A 15,271-nucleotide genomic window follows, 5' to 3' on the forward strand; every position below is an offset into this window, starting at 1 on the left:
CCTGTGAGCGGCTTGTTTATTACTTTGGAAGGCCCCGAAGGCGCGGGCAAGAGCACCAATCGCGACTACCTGGCCGCGCGCCTGCGCGAACACGGCCTGGACGTGGTGCTGACCCGTGAGCCAGGCGGTACGCCGCTGGCGGAAAAGGTGCGTGAACTGTTGCTGACGCCCAGCGACGAAGGCATGGCGGCCGACACCGAGCTGCTGCTGGTGTTCGCCGCTCGCGCCCAGCACCTGGCGCAGGTCATCCGCCCGGCGCTGGCACGCGGGGCTGTGGTGCTGTGTGACCGTTTCACGGACGCCACCTATGCCTATCAGGGCGGCGGTCGTGGTTTGTCGGTAGAGCGTATCGCGGTTCTGGAGCAATTCGTCCAGGGCGACCTGCGCCCGGACCTGACCCTGGTCTTCGACCTGCCGGTAGAAGTGGGCCTTGCCCGCGCCGCCGCCCGTGGCCGCCTGGACCGATTCGAGCAGGAAGGGCAGGCGTTCTTCGAAGCAGTGCGCCAGGCGTACCTGCAGCGCGCCCAAGGCGCGCCACAGCGCTACAGCCTGCTTGATGCGGCACAATCCCTGGAGGCTGTTCAGCGTGACATCGACGCTCTGCTGCCAGGCATTCTGGAGCGTTGCCGTGGCTGAGGCCTACCCTTGGCAGCAGGCGCTGTGGCAGCAACTGGCCGGTCGCAGCCGCCACGCCCACGCTTATCTGCTGCATGGGCCGCAGGGTATTGGCAAGCGGGCCATGGCCGAGCGCCTGATGGCGCGCCTGTTGTGCCAGCAGCCGCAGGGCCTGGACGCTTGTGGGGCGTGTAAGTCGTGCCTGTTGCTCAAGGCCGGCAGCCACCCGGACAACTTCGTCCTCGAGCCGGAGGAGGCTGACAAGCCGATCAAGGTCGACCAGGTACGGGAGCTGGTGGCCTTTGTGGTGCAGACCGCGCAGTTGGGCGGGCGCAAGGTGGTGTTGATCGAGCCAGTGGAGGCGATGAATGTAAACGCCTCCAACGCCCTGCTCAAAAGCCTTGAAGAACCTTCCGGTGACACCGTGTTGTTGCTGGTGACGCACCAGCCCAGCCGTCTGTTGCCGACGATCAAGAGCCGCTGCCAGCAGGTGGCCTGCCCGCAGCCCAGCCTGGCCCAGAGCCAGGCATGGCTGGCTGGCGCGTTACCCGACTGCGACGAGGTCGAGCGCGATGAGCTGCTGACGCTGGCAGCGGGCTCGCCATTGATGGCGGTCAGCCTGCAGGCGCAGGGTGTGCGCGAGCAACGCGCGCTGGTGGCCGATGGGGTGAAGAAGCTGCTCAAGCAGCAGCAATCGCCCAGCCAGCTGGCCGATGCCTGGAGCGGTGTGCCGTTGTTGCTGCTGTTCGACTGGTTCTGCGATTGGTCGCACCTGATCCTACGCTATCAGTTGACCCAGGACGAGGAAGGGTTAGGTTTGGCCGATATGCGCAAGGTCGTGCAATACCTGGCGCAGAAGAGCCGCCAGGCCAAGGTGCTGGAGGTGCAGGCCTGGATCCTCGAGCAGCGCCAGAAGGTGCTGGGCAAGGCCAACCTCAACCGTGCCTTGTTGCTTGAATCGCTGCTGGCTCACTGGCTGCAACTGCCGGGTGCCCGCTGATTTCCCATTTTTCATGTGTGCCGTTATCCCATGCTCGTAGATTCCCATTGCCACCTCGACCGTCTTGACCTCAGTGCCCACCAGGGCTCCCTCGATGCTGCCCTGCAGGCGGCGCGTGAGCGTGGGGTCGGGCATTTCTTGTGCATTGGCGTCAGTGCCGAGAATGCGGGTGCAGTGAAGGCGCTGAGCGAGCAGTACGCTGACGTCGACTGCTCGGTGGGCGTGCACCCACTGGACCTGGCCCCTGGCGAAACCCCGGCGTTGGAGTGGCTGTTGCGCGAATTGGCCCACCCGCATGTGGTGGCGATTGGTGAAACCGGGCTGGATTACCACTATGAGCCAGAGGCGGCAGAGCTGCAGCAGGCTTCGTTCCGCCTGCACCTTGAGGCCTCCAGGCAGACCGGCAAGCCGGTGATCGTGCATACCCGGGCGGCGCGCGCCGATACCCTGGCGCTGCTGCGTGAGGCGAGCCTGCCGCAAGCGGGCGTGCTGCACTGCTTCACCGAAGACTGGGACATGGCCAAGGCGGCGCTGGACCTGGGTTATTACATTTCGCTGTCGGGCATCGTGACCTTCCGCAATGCCGATGCCTTGCGGGAAGTGGCGCGGCAGGTGCCTGTCGATCGCTTGCTGGTGGAGACCGATTCGCCCTACCTGGCGCCGATTCCGCACCGGGGCAAGCCGAACCTGCCGCAGTATGTACGGGAGGTGGCGGAGTATGTGGCTTCGTTGCGTGGGGCCAGTTATGAGCAGTTGGCCGAGCAGACCACGGCCAACTTCAAGCGATTGTTCCCGTTGGCGCGGGTGGCTTGATTTACCGGGGTTAAAGATTGTGTGAGGGGCACAAGGTGCCTGCCACAACCCTTGCAGCGCCTGTGAGATCGAGCGCCGCCCGCGCGGCGCTTCGCGGGTAAACCCGCTCCTACGTTTGTTTCGGGCCAGTCCGTCCTGTGCCAGGCGCGCGCGACCGCCTTGTTTGTACGACGCGATATCGAGGCGTGCGCCAAGGCGTTCGGGCGTAAATCCCACAGGCATAATTGGCCCGAAACAAACGTAGGAGCGGGTTTACCCGCGAAGCGCCGCGCGGGCGGCGCTCGATCTCCCTTCTGTGCCAGGCGCGCGCGACCGCCTTGTTTGTACGACGCGATATCGAGGGGTGCGCCAAGGCGTTCGCGCGCAAATCCCACGGGCCTAATTGGCCCGAAACAAGCGTAGGAGCGGGTTTACCCGCGAAGCGCCGCGCGGGCGGCGCTCGATCTCACAGGCGCTGAGAATCTTGCGGCACGCACCTGACAGCCGTCACACACCATCCTCCCCACAAAAAAAACCCGGGTTCTGGGGGAGGAATCCGGGTTAAGACCATTAGGAGTAAAACAAAGGTACGCGGTCCCTGAGCACCTTTATCGGCGCGCCACTGGGGGGGATGCGCCGCGCCAACACTTCAAGTATTGGTCAGGTTTGGCGCAGTGCCAGTGCATATTGGATGTTTTTTAAACAGATTTGGAATACGCCAACGTTTCATTCCTCCCGCAGCGCATGGCTGTATGCATCGTGAAACACAGACATGCGTGGATGATCCGTGCAATTTCCCGCAAGTTAGGCATAATAAACCGCTTCGATTGTCATCCAGTCCTTCCCATGCAGAAAGAACCTCGTAAGGTCCGTGAGTTTCGCCGTCGCGAACAGGAAATACTCGATACCGCGCTCAAGCTGTTTCTCGAGCAAGGTGAAGACAGCGTCACCGTCGAGATGATCGCCGACGCCGTGGGCATCGGCAAAGGCACGATCTACAAGCACTTCAAGTCCAAGGCGGAGATCTACCTTCGCCTGATGCTCGATTACGAGCGTGACCTGAATGAGCTGTTGCACTCGGCCGACGTCGACCGTGACAAGGAAGCGCTGTCGCGCGCCTACTTCGAGTTCCGCATGCGCGATCCGCAACGCTACCGGCTGTTCGACCGCCTTGAAGAAAAGGTGGTCAAGGGCAATCAGGTGCCGGAAATGGTCGAGCAGCTGCACAGCATCCGTGCCTCCAACTTCGACCGCCTGACCCAGCTGATCAAGGGCCGTATCAGCGAAGGCAAGCTCGAAGACGTGCCGCCGTATTTCCACTACTGCGCTGCCTGGGCGCTGGTGCACGGCGCTGTGGCGCTGTACCACTCGCCGTTCTGGAGCAATGTGCTGGAGGACCAGGAAGGCTTCTTCCAGTTCCTGATGGACATTGGCGTGCGTATGGGCAACAAGCGCAAGCGCGACCCGGAACCCTCGAACTGAGCCTTGCGCGAAACTGCGCGGGCCCTATGGGGGCGGGCGCGCCCGCGAACACCGGCGCAGCCCGTGCCAGGCACCGCGTTTGATTCTTCGCGGGTACGCCCGCTCCCATAAGCACTGCGTCGTGCGTTCTCTGCGCGGCAGTGCAGCCTAAAGCGTTTCGCTATCGTTTGGACATTCGGCATTGCTCATGGGGCTTGCAAAAACCTGATTTATGAGTCAGGTTTTGCTGGCCCCTTCATCCATGCCGGAGTCATTCATGATTGTCGATCGTCAAGGCAGGCGCTTTCGCAACCTGCGCGTCAGCCTGACGGCTGCCTGCAACTACGCTTGCACCTACTGCGTACCCGACGGCAAGCGGCTGGTGGCGGCGCAGGACGAGCTGTCTGCGGATGCCCTGGCCCTTGGCGTGGCCTATCTGATCGAAGCCGCCGGCATCGAGCGCCTGCGGATTACTGGCGGTGAGCCACTGGTCAGCCCGCGCCTGGATGCCTTTCTGGCTGCCGTGGCCAAACTCGACCTTGACGACGTCTCGCTGACCACCAACGGCCAGTTGCTGGCGCGCAAGTTGCCGCAACTGCAGGCGGCGGGGATTCGTCGGCTGAACGTTTCCCTCGACACCCTCGACCCGCTGGCTTTCCGCCAGATTGCCCGTGGCGGCGACCTGGGCACTGTGCTGGATGCAATGGAGCAGGCCCGCGCCGTGGGTATGCGAATCAAGGTCAATATGGTGCCGATGCGCGGGAAAAACCTTGATCAGGTACTGCCGCTGCTGGATTACTGCCTCGCGCGCGGCTTCGAGCTGCGCTTCATCGAGCTCATGCGCATGGGTCACCTCTCTCACGATCGCAACGCCTTCCTCCAACAGTTTGTAGGCCTCGACCAGCTGCTTGCGCTGATCGGCGGCCAGCATACCTACGCCCAGGTGAATGCGCCGCTGGACGCCACAGCCATGCGTTACCACATCCCTGGCAGGGGCCACTTCGGCATCATTGCCAACGAAAGCGTGCCGTTTTGCCGGACCTGCTCGCGGCTGCGCCTGTCTTCTACGGGCTGGCTGCATGGCTGCCTGTCGTCAGGTAACCGGCACTTCGTCGGCGACCTGCTGGAGAAGCCGCGTCATCAGGCGCTGCCGGCCTTGCAGCGGTTGTTGGTCAAGGCTTTGGCTGACAAGCAGGACGTGGCCTTCTCCGGTGGCGTGACAGTCATGAAAGTGATCGGTGGCTGAAGCTGGCGCAAAAGCTGCATCCGCCGGCTATTCGCCGGTTTTTCGTCGCCGGCCACTGGAGGAAAGATGCGTAGCCTGGTCTTGCTGCTGGCGCTGATGGCGCTGGGCGGCTGCATGAATGTCAGCGATATGGGCGAAGGCGTCCGCTATCACATGAGCGATGCCGGTCTGCTGGACCACAGCGAAACCCGTCGCACCTTGTCGATCCGCCTGCAACCTGATTCGTTCATTTTCATTGGCCAGGGTGCATTCGTGCCGCCGGGCGAGGGGCCGGTGCCTCGGCAGAATGCAGTGGCCGAGCAGGCCTTCAAGAGCTTCGTCGAATACTTCCCGATGGTACGTCGTGCCCAGGGCCCGCTGGGCCTCGAAGAGGCCATTGCCCAGGCGCGCTCGGTGGGTGCGGACTACGTGTTGTACACGCGCTTCGCACGTACCGACGATCGCATCGGCAATGGTGACGAGTGGTATGACGAGCAGGCCGTCGACCGCTTGGGCTGGGACTCTGGCGTGGTGCAGATGATGCTGATCGAAACCAGTACCCGCTACCTGATCGACACCGCACGCATCAAGAGCCGTGGCGGTTTGTTGACGTTCCACGACAACACGCCGGAGGATTTGCTTGGTGCGCCGATGCGCGAGTACGCTCGTAGCCTCCTGGGCATGAGTGAATGAGGCAAGCGTGATGAGCGACTCCGGCAAGGCCAATGACCTTCTGGCGCAGATCCCCAAGGCCAAGGGGCTGCCGCCGGTGCACCTGTGGAACCCGGATTTCTGTGGTGACATCGACATGCGCATCGCCCGCGATGGCACCTGGTACTACCTGGGCACACCGATCGGGCGCAAGCCGATGGTGCGGCTGTTCTCTACCATCATTCGCCGCGACGGCGATGACTACTTCCTGATTACCCCGGTAGAGAAGGTTGGCATTCGTGTCGACGATGCGCCATTCGTGGCCGTGCTGCTGGACGTGCAGGGCGAAGGCGAACAGCAGGTGCTGCGCTTTACCAGCAATGTCGAGGACCAGGTCGAGGCGGGGCCGGATAACCCCCTGCGGGTGGTGATCGACCCGCTGACGCAGGAGCCATCACCGTATGTGCTGATGCGCAGCAACCTGGAGGCGCTGATACATCGCAATGTGTTTTACCAACTGGTGGAGCTGGCGGTGCCGCATGTGATCGACGGGGAGGAATGGCTTGGGGTGTGGAGTCGGGGGGCGTTTTACCCGATCGGGCGCGGCTGAGGCCTATGTTGGCGATGTCGGCCTCTTCGCGGGTAAACCCGCTCCTACGCACGTATCGAGGGCGGCACAGGCCGTTGTAGGAGCGGGTTCACCCGCGAATGGGCCGGGCCTGCGGGCCAATTTCCACCCGCCGTTCACCGTTGCCGCCGCCACCGTATTCGCGGGTAAACCCGCTCCTACGCACGTATCGAGGGCGGCACAGGCCGTCGCAGGAGCGGGTTCACCCGCGAAAGGGCCGGTACAGGCGAAAATCGGCCCCCTGCTTTTCCCCCGGATTGGCCATTTGTCTTCAGCCAGTCAGGGTCTAACCTGCAGGCACTTGTCCTCCAGGAAAGCTCATGAATCCATTAGCCATCATCCTCTTCGCGCTGCTCGCCGCCCAAACGCCCGCTTGGGCCCACGGTGATGTCGCCGACCAGGTCAGGGTCCTGCAACAACAGCAGCCCTCTAATGCCCCCGGCAAAACCGCCGTCATGCTCACCGTCAGCTACGCCCCGGGCGAGGCATCACCCGCGCATCAGCATCCGGGCGCTGTCATGGCTTACGTCCTGGAAGGGGCGGTGGTATCGAAGCTCAACAGCGAGCAGGAAAAGACCTACAAGGCCGGCGATTATTGGTACGAGGCGCCGGGCACCGTGCACAGCGTTTCACGCAACGCCAGCAAAACCCAGCCGGCCAGTTTGCTGGTCTGGAGCCTGGTGGACGAGGGCAAGCCAGTGACCGAGGTGCTTGGCCAATAATTCCAGCGCAACGAAAAAGCCCCCGGTTGCGTGCGCATCCGGGGGCTTCTTCAATGTCTGGCTCCGCGACCTGGACTCGAACCAGGGACCCAATGATTAACAGTCATTTGCTCTACCGACTGAGCTATCGCGGAATCTGCGCGTATCTTACTGATTGCCTGGGAGAAGTCAACCCACCCCCAGGCAAAACAATGAGTTACAGCACTTCCACGATAGCTTTGGTCACCACGTGGATGTTGCTCTGGTTCAGCGCGGCCACCGCGATACGGCCGGTGTCCAGGGCATAGATGCCGAAGTCGTTCTTCAGGCGGGCGACCTGTTCAACGGTCAGGCCCGAGTAGGAGAACATGCCGACCTGGCGGCCAACGAAGCTGAAGTCGCGGTTGGCACCGTATTCGGCCAGCAGCGATACCATCTGCTTGCGCATGCCGTGGATGCGTTCACGCATTTCGGCCAATTCGGTTTCCCACATCTGGCGCAGTTCTGCGCTGTTCAGCACGGTGGCAACAATGGTTGCGCCGTGGGTTGGCGGGTTGGAGTAGGTGGTGCGGATCACGCGCTTGACCTGCGACAGCACGCGGGTGCTCTCGTCCTTGGAGGCGGTGACGATCGACAGTGCGCCGACGCGCTCGCCGTACAGCGAGAACGATTTGGAGAACGAGCTGGAAACAAAGAACTCCAGGCCCGACTCGGCGAACAGGCGCACGGCGAAGGCGTCTTCGGCGATACCGTCACCAAAGCCTTGGTAGGCCATGTCGAGGAACGGCACGTGGCCCTTGGCCTTGACCACTTCCAGGACGTTCTTCCAGTCGTCCAGGTTCAGGTCGACACCGGTCGGGTTGTGGCAGCAGGCGTGCAGCACCACGATCGAGCCGGACGGCAGGGCGTTGAGGTCTTCGAGCATGCCGGCGCGGTTGACGTCGTTGGTCGGCGCATCGTAGTAGCGGTAGGTCTGCACCGGGAAGCCGGCCGATTCGAACAGCGCACGGTGGTTTTCCCAGCTAGGGTCGCTGATGGCAACCACGGCGTTGGGCGAGAGGCGCTTGAGGAAGTCGGCACCGATCTTCAGTGCGCCGGTACCACCGACGGCCTGCACGGTGACCACGCGGCCGGCGGCCAGCAGTGGCGACTCGGCGCCGAACAGCAGCTTCTGCACAGCCTGGTCGTAGGTGGCGATGCCGTCGATCGGCAGGTAGCCGCGCGAAGCGTGCTGGGCGGCACGCTGGGTTTCGGCTTCGATCACGGCGCGCAGCAGCGGAATGCGGCCCTCCTCATTGCAATACACGCCTACGCCCAGGTTGACCTTGTCGGTACGTGGGTCGGCGTTGAATGCTTCGTTGAGGCCCAGAATAGGGTCGCGGGGTGCCAGCTCGACAGCGGAAAACAGGCTCATTGTTACCTTGGCTCTGATTGGAGTGTGATAGGGCGTACACGCTCCAGCCGAATGCACTGAAGCGGTGCACAAACGGGGAGTCAGTATAGTGATACCGACCGGTCACCGCGACACTCTGGCGCAGCTTTTGGGGCTATTTGCGCAAATATTTTTCGACCATTGGTCTAAATGCCGTGTCCACCGTTGCATGCGGCCACACCTGTGCCTTGAAAGCGCCCCCGAACGGGCGCATTTGGGTATAGACTACTGGCTAAATTTACAGCTGCTGCACCGCGAGGTCCTTCATGTCCGAGTTCCAGCTCGTCACACGTTTCCAGCCGGCTGGCGACCAGCCCGATGCTATCCGCCAGTTGGTCGAAGGCATCGAGGCGGGGCTGTCGCACCAGACGTTGCTCGGGGTGACCGGTTCGGGCAAGACCTTCAGCATTGCCAACGTCATCCAGCAGGTGCAGCGCCCGACGCTGGTGCTGGCGCCCAACAAGACGCTGGCCGCCCAGTTGTACGGGGAGTTCAAGGCATTCTTCCCCAACAACGCGGTGGAGTACTTCGTTTCCTATTACGACTACTACCAGCCGGAAGCCTACGTGCCGTCGTCGGACACCTTCATCGAGAAGGACGCCTCGATCAACGACCACATCGAGCAGATGCGCCTGTCGGCGACCAAGGCGCTGCTGGAGCGGCGTGACGCGATCATCGTGACCACCGTGTCGTGCATCTACGGCCTGGGCAGCCCCGAGACCTACCTGAAAATGGTTCTGCACGTGGACCGTGGCGACAAGCTCGACCAGCGCGCGCTGCTGCGCCGGTTGGCCGACCTGCAGTACACCCGCAACGAAATGGACTTTGCCCGCGCCACCTTCCGGGTACGCGGTGACGTGATCGACATCTTCCCGGCCGAATCGGATCTGGAAGCCATCCGCATCGAGCTGTTCGATGATGAAGTGGAGAACATCGCCGCCTTCGATCCGTTGACCGGCGAGGTTTTCCGCAAGCTGCCACGTTTCACGTTCTACCCCAAGAGCCACTACGTCACCCCGCGGGAAACGCTGCTTGAAGCAGTGGAGGGCATCAAGGAAGAACTGAAGGAGCGTCTGGAGTACCTGCACAAGGCCAACAAGCTGGTCGAAGCGCAGCGTCTGGAGCAACGTACCCGCTTCGATCTGGAGATGATCCTCGAGCTGGGCTACTGCAACGGCATCGAAAACTACTCGCGCTACCTGTCCGGGCGCCCGGCCGGGGCACCGCCGCCCACCCTGTACGATTACCTGCCGCCTGATGCGCTGCTGGTGATCGACGAATCACACGTCAGCGTTCCGCAGGTCGGCGCCATGTACAAGGGCGACCGTTCACGCAAGGAGACCCTGGTCGAGTACGGCTTCCGCATGCCTTCAGCGCTGGACAACCGGCCGATGCGTTTCGACGAGTGGGAGGATGTCAGCCCGCAGACCATTTTTGTTTCGGCCACTCCGGGCCCCTACGAGGCTGAGCATGCCGGGCGCGTGGTGGAGCAAGTGGTGCGCCCGACCGGGCTGGTCGACCCGCAGGTAGAGGTGCGCCCGGCGCTGACCCAGGTCGACGACCTGCTGTCCGAGATCCGCAAGCGTGTCGCGGCAGGCGAGCGTGTGCTGGCGACCACGTTGACCAAGCGCATGGCCGAGGACCTCAGCGATTACCTGGCCGACCATGATGTGCGGGTACGCTACCTGCACTCGGACATCGACACGGTGGAGCGGGTGGAGATTATCCGTGACCTGCGCCTGGGCACCTTCGACGTGCTGGTGGGCATCAACCTGCTGCGCGAGGGCCTGGACATGCCCGAGGTGTCGCTGGTGGCCATCCTCGATGCGGACAAGGAAGGTTTTCTGCGTTCCGAGCGCTCCCTGATCCAGACCATTGGCCGCGCGGCACGTAACCTCAATGGCCGGGCCATCCTGTATGCCGATAACGTAACAGGCTCGATGCAGCGGGCCATCGACGAAACCGAGCGTCGCCGCGAGAAGCAGATCGCCTTCAACGAAGCCAACGGCATCGTGCCCAAGGGCGTGGTCAAGGACATCACCGACATCATGGAGGGTGCCGCCGTGCCCGGTGCGCGCAGCAAGAAGCGCAAGGGCATGGCCAAGGCGGCGGAGGAGAGCGCCCGTTACGAGGCCGAACTGCGTACGCCGGGCGAGATCACCAAGCGCATCAAGCAGTTGGAAGAGAAAATGATGCAGTTCGCCCGCGACCTGGAGTTCGAAGCTGCGGCGCAGCTGCGTGACGAGATTGCGCAGCTGCGGGAGCGGTTGATTAGCAGCTGAAGCCGGGCGCGGGCCCTGTGGGAGCGGGCGTGCCCGCGAAGAATTCAACGCGGTGGCTGGCACCGGCTGCGCCGGTGTTCGCGGGCATGCCCGCTCCCACAGGGACCGCATCTGATCTGTAGTAGCCTCAATGGGCTTCCCCAGCCTTCAGCCCCTCCGGCAACTTGCGGGTCAGCAACACCGCCACCATGCTCACCGCCAACCCGATCCCGACAAAGTGGAAGGCATCGTTGTAAGCCATGATCAGTGCCTGCTGGTGGGTAATCTCGCTAAGTTTGCCCAGCGCCGCATTGTCATTGCCCAAGCGCTCCGCCAGTTGCGCCAGCCGCTCAGCCACCTGCGGGTTGCTCGGCACCACCGCCTCCCGCAGGTAGTCGAAGTACACCTTGGTGCGCGCATCCAGCAGGGTGGCCAGCAAGGCAATACCAATCGCGCCACCGAGGTTACGCAGAATATTGAACAGGCTCGACGCGGACCCTGCATCCTGTTGTTGGATATACGCGGTGGCAATCAGAGAGATGGTCACCATGATCATCGGTTGACCCAGGGCGCGGATGATCTGGATATGGTTGAACTGCGGCCCGGCAAAGTCCGGGTTGAGCACCCCCGAACCGAAACTGGCAGCGCCGAACAGGCAAAAACCCAGCGCGCATAGTACCTTGGGCGATATCACCTTCATCAGTTGCGGCACCAGCGGGATCAGGAACAGCTGCGGAATACCCATCCACATGATCACTTCGCCAATCTGCAAGGCGTTGTAACCCTGTACCTGCGCCAGGTACAGCGGTAGCAGATAGATCGACCCGTACAGGCCCACGCCCATGCCCAGGCTGGCGATGCTCGACAGGCCAAAGTTGCGGTTGCCAAGAATGCGCAGGTTGATCAGTGGGTGTGGCTTGGAAAACTGCAAGATGACGAAGGTGATCAGGCTGACCAGGGCAACACTGCCCAGGCCGACGATCAGGTGTGACTCCAGCCAGTCCTTGCGATGGCCTTCCTCGAGAAACACCTGCAGGCAGCCCAACCCAAGGCCGAGCGTGACGATGCCGGCGTAATCGGTACTTTTCAGCAGCTCCCAGTGCGCCTCCTTCTTCTCAAGCCCGTACAACAAGCCGGCGATCATTAGCAGGCCTGGTGGGATATTGATGTAGAAGATGTATTCCCAGCCCCAGTTCTCGGTCAGCCAGCCGCCCAGGGTGGGGCCGATGGAGGGGGCAAAAGTGGCGGTCATGGCGAACATCGCCATGCCTTTGGCGCGGTGGTGCTCGGGCAGCTTGATCAGCGTCAGGGTGAAGGCCAGCGGGATCAGCGCGCCACCGGTGAAACCCTGCAAGGCGCGAAACAGGATCATGCTCTCCAGGTTCCAGGCCATCGAGCACAGCAGCGACGACAGCAGAAAACCGCTGGATACCCACACCGCCAGGCGCCGCGCCGACAGCAGCTGCACCAGCCAGGCCGTTAGCGGGATCATGATGATTTCCGCCACCAGGTAGGAGGTTGAAATCCATGAGCCTTCTTCCAGGGTCGCCGACAGAGCGCCCTGGATGTCCTTCAACGAGGAATTGGTGATCTGGATATCCAGCACTGCCATGAAGGCACCGAGCATCACGCTCATCACCGCGATCCAGTCGCGTCGGGTTGGCTCCGCCGTGGGGCGCAGCAGTTGGTCACCGGCCATTGTGGCCTTCGTCTGCGCTGCGCAGGTCGACGGTGGCGGTCACCGACATGCCGGGGCGAATACGCCCATGCAACGGGTTGTCGGCGCTGAACGTGAGTTTTATCGGGATGCGCTGCACAACTTTGGTGAAGTTGCCGGTGGCGTTGTCCGGTGGCAGCAGGCTGAACTGCGCACCGGACGCGGCGAACAGGCTGTCCACCCGGCCTTCGATAGGTGTGTCGGGGTAGCTGTCGAACAACAGCTCCGCGCGCTGGCCGGGGTGCATGCGGCCGATCTGGGTTTCCTTGAAGTTGGCCTGCACCCAGATGTCTTCATCCGGCACGATCGACAGCAGGTAGGCGCCGGCCTGCACCACTTGGCCATTGCGCGCATTACGCTGGCCAATGGTGCCGCTGATCGGCGCATGGATTTCGCAGCGGGTCAGGTTCAGTTCGGCCTGGGCCAGGTCGGTGCGGGCATTGGCGATTTGCGCATCGAGGCGCTTGAGTTCGGCGTTCAGGGCGGTGACCTGCTGGCGCTGGCTTTGCAGGTCGGCGCGGGCCTTGTCGACCTGGGAGCCGGCGACATGGCTGTCCGCCGACAGGGTAGTGACCCGCTCCTCAGAGACAAAACCCGGCTTGCGCAGCTTCTCGGCACGGCTCAGGTCCAGCCGTGAACGGTCGAACGTGGCCTGGGTGGCCGCCAACTGGGCCTGGCCGGCGGCAATCAGGCTGCCTTGTTGGGTGAGGCGGCTTTGTGCTTGTGCGTACTCGGCTTCGTGGGTGGCCAGGGCGGCACGGGCGCGTTCGACCGCCAGCTCGAAGTCGGCGGCTTCCAGGCGCACCAGCAGGTCGCCCTTGCTGACGTGCTGGTTGTCCTCGACCGGTACCGTTTCGATACGTGCGCCAAGCTGGCTGGAGATACGGGTGATCTCACCCTGCACGTAAGCGTTGTCGGTGCTCTCGTAGAAGCGGCCCTTGAAGTACCAGTGGCCCAGGAAGGCGAGGGCGATGATGGCCACCAGGGCGAAGAAGAGCGTCAGGCGGCGTTTGAGTTGGGCAGGCATGGGGACTATCGTTCCAGAAATGTAAACAAATTTAACAGCGGCACCGGGCCTGTCGACAAGTGACGTTCGCGCCATTGCTGGAGCCCGGTGCCCGCCTCCTGCTAACATCCCGCCTTTGTTTCATCTTTCGTTCGAGACTCTCCATGACCACCGTACGCACGCGTATTGCGCCATCGCCTACCGGCGACCCCCATGTCGGCACTGCCTACATCGCCCTGTTCAACTACTGCTTCGCCAAGCAGCACGGCGGTGAGTTCATCCTGCGCATCGAAGACACCGATCAGCTGCGTTCCACGCGTGAGTCGGAGCAACAGATCTTCGACGCCCTGCGCTGGCTTGGCATCGAATGGAACGAAGGCCCGGATGTCGGCGGCCCGCACGGCCCTTACCGGCAGAGCGAGCGTGGCGAAATCTACGCCAAATACGCTAAAGAGCTGGTAGACGCCGGCCACGCCTTCTACTGCTTCTGCACTGCCGAAGAGCTGGAGCAGATGCGTGCCGAGCAGCAGGCTCGCGGCGAAACCCCGCGTTACGATGGCCGTGCATTGCTGCTGAGCGCCGAAGAAGTGCAGCGCCGCCTGGACGCTGGCGAGCCGCACGTGATCCGCATGAAGGTGCCGAGCGAGGGTATCTGCGTGGTGCCGGACATGCTGCGCGGCGATGTCGAGATCCCGTGGGACCGCATGGACATGCAGGTACTGATGAAGAACGACGGCCTGCCGACGTACTTCCTGGCCAACGTGGTCGACGACCACCTGATGGGCATCACCCACGTGCTGCGTGGTGAAGAGTGGCTGCCATCGGCGCCCAAGCTGATCAAGCTGTATGAGTACTTCGGCTGGGAGCAGCCCAAGCTGTGCTACATGCCGCTGCTGCGCAACCCGGACAAATCCAAACTGTCCAAGCGCAAGAACCCGACCTCGGTCACCTTCTACGAGCGCATGGGCTTCATGCCTGAAGCGATGCTCAACTACCTTGGCCGCATGGGCTGGTCGATGCCTGACGAGCGCGAGAAGTTCTCGCTGGCCGAAATGGTCGAGCACTTCGACCTGTCGCGTATCTCGCTGGGCGGTCCGATCTTTGACATCGAGAAGCTGTCCTGGCTCAACGGCCAGTGGCTGCGTGAGCTACCGGTAGAGGAATTCGCCGCACGCCTGCAGAAATGGGCATTCAACAGCGACTACATGATGAAGATTGCCCCGCACGTGCAGGGCAGGGTCGAAACCTTCAGCCAGGTTGCCCCGTTGGGCGGGTTCTTCTTCGAAGGCGCACTCAAGCTGGACGCCAAGCTGTTCGAAAGCAAGAAACTGTCGGCCGACCAGGTGCGCCAGGTGATCCAGTTGATCCTGTGGAAGCTTGAAAGCCTGCGTCAGTGGGAAAAAGAGCGCATCACCGGTTGCATCCAGGCTGTGGTCGAAGCGCTGGAGCTGAAGCTGCGTGACGCCATGCCGCTGATGTTCGCCGCCATCACGGGCCAGGCCAGCTCGGTTTCGGTGCTGGACGCCATGGAAATCCTCGGCCCCGACCTGACGCGCTACCGCCTGCGCCAGGCCCTGGACCTGTTGGGTGGAGTGTCGAAGAAAGAAAACAAAGAGTGGGAAAAGCTGTTGGCCTCCATCGGCTGACCGTTTCCCGAACACCGCTGTTGAGTGAGCTGCGCCCCAGATGTTGGACATCTGTCCATCATCTGGGGGTTTTCATGAGCAAGTACTCAACACAATTCAAGCAGTCAGCCATCCAGGCTTTCCTCAAGCGTGGCCG

At 62.5% G+C, this 15,271-nt stretch carries 13 protein-coding genes and 1 tRNA gene; 10 read left to right on the plus strand and 4 right to left on the minus strand.

Going from position 1 to position 15,271, the window contains the following annotated elements:
• The first annotated feature begins 3 nt into the window (after positions 1–3).
• From tmk to I8746_RS23185, 8 genes are all read left to right on the plus strand, one after another.
• Positions 4–636, plus strand: a complete 633-nt coding sequence (tmk, locus tag I8746_RS23150) for a dTMP kinase (RefSeq protein WP_012053289.1) — start codon at positions 4–6, stop codon at positions 634–636.
• Positions 629–1,615, plus strand: coding sequence for a DNA polymerase III subunit delta' (locus I8746_RS23155; RefSeq protein ID WP_003247167.1), 987 nt, complete (start codon positions 629–631; stop codon positions 1,613–1,615). The genes tmk and I8746_RS23155 overlap by 8 nt, the downstream gene beginning before the upstream one ends.
• A gap of 30 nt (positions 1,616–1,645) precedes the next feature.
• Positions 1,646–2,428 carry a TatD family hydrolase gene (locus I8746_RS23160; protein WP_221101093.1) on the plus strand — a complete coding sequence of 261 codons (783 nt, stop codon included), beginning with the start codon at positions 1,646–1,648 and terminating at the stop codon, positions 2,426–2,428.
• 825 nt (positions 2,429–3,253) lie between these two features.
• Complete coding sequence (locus tag I8746_RS23165) at positions 3,254–3,889, plus strand: TetR/AcrR family transcriptional regulator (RefSeq protein WP_003247170.1); 636 nt, start codon at positions 3,254–3,256, stop codon at positions 3,887–3,889.
• 256 nt (positions 3,890–4,145) lie between these two features.
• On the plus strand, positions 4,146–5,114 hold the full coding sequence (locus I8746_RS23170) for a GTP 3',8-cyclase MoaA (RefSeq protein ID WP_221101094.1): 969 nt from the start codon (positions 4,146–4,148) through the stop codon (positions 5,112–5,114).
• A gap of 66 nt (positions 5,115–5,180) precedes the next feature.
• Positions 5,181–5,786: a DUF4823 domain-containing protein gene (locus I8746_RS23175; RefSeq protein ID WP_004577221.1), complete on the plus strand. Its 606-nt coding sequence runs from the start codon at positions 5,181–5,183 to the stop codon at positions 5,784–5,786.
• Between the two features lie 10 nt (positions 5,787–5,796).
• The gene (locus I8746_RS23180) at positions 5,797–6,354 is read left to right on the plus strand and encodes a DUF1285 domain-containing protein (RefSeq protein ID WP_012053286.1); all 558 of its coding nucleotides are present in this window, start codon (positions 5,797–5,799) and stop codon (positions 6,352–6,354) included.
• Positions 6,355–6,692: 338 nt separating this feature from the next.
• Complete coding sequence (locus I8746_RS23185) at positions 6,693–7,094, plus strand: cupin domain-containing protein (RefSeq protein ID WP_012053285.1); 402 nt, start codon at positions 6,693–6,695, stop codon at positions 7,092–7,094.
• A gap of 58 nt (positions 7,095–7,152) precedes the next feature.
• Here I8746_RS23185 and I8746_RS23190 read toward each other — a convergent pair.
• Positions 7,153–7,228 (minus strand) — tRNA-Asn (locus I8746_RS23190).
• A gap of 62 nt (positions 7,229–7,290) precedes the next feature.
• Positions 7,291–8,487, minus strand: a complete 1,197-nt coding sequence (locus I8746_RS23195) for an amino acid aminotransferase (RefSeq protein ID WP_003247178.1) — start codon at positions 8,485–8,487, stop codon at positions 7,291–7,293.
• Positions 8,488–8,771: 284 nt separating this feature from the next.
• Between I8746_RS23195 and uvrB the strand changes: the two genes are divergently transcribed.
• On the plus strand, positions 8,772–10,787 hold the full coding sequence (uvrB, locus tag I8746_RS23200) for an excinuclease ABC subunit UvrB (protein WP_221101095.1): 2,016 nt from the start codon (positions 8,772–8,774) through the stop codon (positions 10,785–10,787).
• A 127-nt stretch (positions 10,788–10,914) separates the two neighbouring features.
• Here uvrB and I8746_RS23205 read toward each other — a convergent pair whose 3' ends face one another.
• Positions 10,915–12,405, minus strand: coding sequence for an MDR family MFS transporter (locus I8746_RS23205; RefSeq protein ID WP_176393467.1), 1,491 nt, complete (start codon positions 12,403–12,405; stop codon positions 10,915–10,917).
• A 49-nt stretch (positions 12,406–12,454) separates the two neighbouring features.
• Positions 12,455–13,510 carry an HlyD family secretion protein gene (locus I8746_RS23210; protein WP_221101096.1) on the minus strand — a complete coding sequence of 352 codons (1,056 nt, stop codon included), beginning with the start codon at positions 13,508–13,510 and terminating at the stop codon, positions 12,455–12,457.
• 143 nt (positions 13,511–13,653) lie between these two features.
• Between I8746_RS23210 and gltX the strand changes: the two genes are divergently transcribed.
• Positions 13,654–15,135, plus strand: a complete 1,482-nt coding sequence (gene gltX, locus I8746_RS23215; protein ID WP_012053281.1) for a glutamate--tRNA ligase — start codon at positions 13,654–13,656, stop codon at positions 15,133–15,135.
• The last annotated feature ends 136 nt before the right edge of the window (positions 15,136–15,271 follow it).

Source organism: Pseudomonas sp. USTB-Z (assembly GCF_019691255.1).
Taxonomy (GTDB): Bacteria; Pseudomonadota; Gammaproteobacteria; order Pseudomonadales; family Pseudomonadaceae; genus Aquipseudomonas; species Aquipseudomonas alloputida.